We start from the raw sequence: 1,412 nt of genomic DNA, 5'->3' as shown, positions 1-1,412 counted from the left end.
TTGATCAGGGGGTTGTCACAGATACAGACGCTGTTCGATTCGCGTCAAATGTTGTCTGTGCCCCGGTCCGGCGATGACTCGCAACGCCACTACCCGCATAAGAACTCGATCACCATTTTTCGTATTGAGCCGCACCCCACTCCTGCGGCACATCAGGGCAAGCCATGAACTGGTGATCCACCCTTCTGCGGTATTGACTCAGGTCTGCTGGGACAAAGGGAGTATGCGGAAACAGTTCATTCCAGAGCAAGAGGTGAAATTTGCGAGATTCAATTCGGTACGCCGCCAATGCGGTATCACTGAAATCTGTCCCTTCGATACCGGGCAGCCATACATTCCCAAAGGCTTGTCCCCTGGTCAATTGGTATCGACAAGCTTCTTGTCGAAGGTAAGCACCCATTTCCGACCACCCTCTATCAGGTAAGAGCCACTTTCGAACGGCGTACAGGGCTTGCGCCTCAACTCTGAAATCAAGAGCGTTTAGCTCCTCCAGATACTGATAGTGCTCCGCGACCTCTTGATCTATTGGATCTACTACCAGCTGGGCGTGATGTAGGTTAATGTCGATCACGGTCTTACTCCGTTGTTTAATGGATCCGGCTTGGCGACACCTAGGCTTAGATTGGGGTAAGCCGTAAAAGCTTTTCCTGTGGATGCATCTATGCGCACGGTTGCGGTAGTCGTCCAGCGGTACTCGCCGACAGGTGTGCCGGTGCCACGGTTCGCTGTCGTGTTTCCTGTGTACCCTTCTCCAATCGGTCGATTAAAGTCGCTCGTCAACATCAATATTGTCGAATTTCCCCCACTTCATTTAACTAGGCCCACAGGGTAAGTTGTGGGAACTGATGCCGCCCCCACATCATTGAAAAGAATTTGGCGAAAACAGAGCCTGTAGCGGCGACAAGCTGGTCCCCCAATCATGCTCAATACGCTGCTTGAGAAATGACGTTGGCGTCGTATTTCACCTCGGTGGTGGTGGGTGGGCTGACGGCCCCGCCCAGCAAGGTGTTCAGCGTCAGGCGGTTCAGGCTGTCATAGCTGAAGCTCTCCTGGGTACCAACGCCGGGCGAGTTGTCAGCGCGGGTCGTGAGGTTGCCCAGGGAGTCATAGGTGTAGCTGTGGTTGAGCACATTGCCGGTGGCCTGCCCGGCTTTGGTGGCGGTCTGGCCGCTCAGTCTGCCGGTGGCTTCCTGGTATGCCTTGACGGTGGTGACCTGGTTGCCCTGCTTGTACTGGGTGATATGGCCTTGGGCATCCATGGCCAGCACTTCATAACTCACGGTCTGGGTAAAGCCGCCGGTGCCGCCGCCGTTGACCTGCTTGAGATAGCCACTCGCGCTGTAGACATAGCGGGCTTGGTAGCCGGTGGGCCAGGTCTTGCTGGCCATGCGGCCGGTGACGGCGTCGTAGGC

The 1,412-nt window shown here is 55.8% G+C and carries 1 protein-coding gene and 1 pseudogene; both read right to left on the bottom strand.

What is annotated here, in order from left to right; translation table 11 throughout:
• Positions 1-109: 109 nt before the first annotated feature.
• Positions 110-571, bottom strand: a complete 462-nt coding sequence (locus ACSQ27_RS24270; RefSeq protein ID WP_436158064.1) for a hypothetical protein — start codon at positions 569-571, stop codon at positions 110-112.
• A 352-nt stretch (positions 572-923) separates the two neighbouring features.
• A pseudogene (locus ACSQ27_RS24265) lies at positions 924-1,412 on the bottom strand (RHS repeat domain-containing protein); the annotation flags it as partial.

The sequence above is a fragment of the Polaromonas sp. LjRoot131 genome (genome assembly GCF_964252805.1).
Lineage (GTDB): Bacteria > Pseudomonadota > Gammaproteobacteria > Burkholderiales > Burkholderiaceae_C > Polaromonas.
This window is presented reverse-complemented; position numbering and strand designations above follow the sequence as displayed.